The sequence below is a fragment of the Arthrobacter sp. 05T442 genome (assembly GCF_056395945.1).
Window position 1 is genome coordinate 1 of the sequence record NZ_JBFTKM010000049.1, and the last position, 921, is coordinate 921.

The following is a 921-nucleotide window of genomic DNA, read 5'->3' on the forward strand; positions in this document are numbered from 1 at the left end:
GTCGGCGGCGGGCACGCGACGGGTCCGGGGACCGGCATCACGGAATGGTTACGGTATCCGGGGAACCCATCCGGAACAGTGTTGATGCCGAAGTACTCCTGACAGAGAAAAACCCGCCCCGCTGAAACTCCGCGGCCCGCACCACGGCCCCCGCACCGGGACGGGACCACCCCAAAATGACTTCAAGGAGTACTCCCATGCGCACCTCCCTCAAGACCTTCGCCGGAATCGCCGCCGCCGGTTCACTCATGTTCTCCCTGGCCGCCTGCACCCCGGCCAGCAACACCTCCCCCGCCCCGGCTTCCTCCTCGTCCGCCGCGGCCGAAGCGCCGAAGCCGCTGGCCTCCATCCCGGCCCTGACCGGGACGTCCACCGCAGTCAAGCTCGACGCGTCCTTCGCCAAGGCCCTGGAGACCCTGAAGCTCACCCCCGGCGTCATCGGCACCGCCGCACTCACCGACGGCTCCCTCATCTTCCCCATCACCGGCGGCAAGGTCGACTACTACGACCCGTCCAAGGACTACCGCCCCTACGTCCAGGGCCTGATCAGCCACGCCGGCTCCGGGTTCTCCCTGACCTCCGGGGACACCAAGGTCGACCTGACCAACTTCACCATCGACCCGGGCACCTCCAAGCTCTACGGTGACGTCGCCGTGAACGGCACGACCGCCGCGAAGCAGGCCTACATCTTCAACCTCGACGGCTCCACCCTCAAGCCMCTCGCGAAGTCCGGCGACACCGCCGTCCTGGAAGGCACCCGCGTGCTGATCTCCGACACCGCCGCCGGCCTGCTGAACAAGACCTTCAAGACCGACGCCGTGAAAGCCGACATGCTCGTCGGCATCGCCAAAATCACCGTCAACACCAAGTAACACCGCCAAGACCTGCCGGAAGCATGGTCTGCACCGGCAGAAACGTGCC

1 protein-coding gene is annotated in these 921 nt (G+C 66.7%); it reads left to right on the plus strand.

Features of this window, described 5'->3' with window-relative positions; all coding sequences use genetic code 11:
• Positions 1-197 precede the first annotated feature (197 nt).
• On the plus strand, positions 198-872 hold the full coding sequence (locus tag AC1DES_RS19110) for a hypothetical protein (RefSeq protein ID WP_476897270.1): 675 nt from the start codon (positions 198-200) through the stop codon (positions 870-872).
• Positions 873-921: the final 49 nt, after the last annotated feature.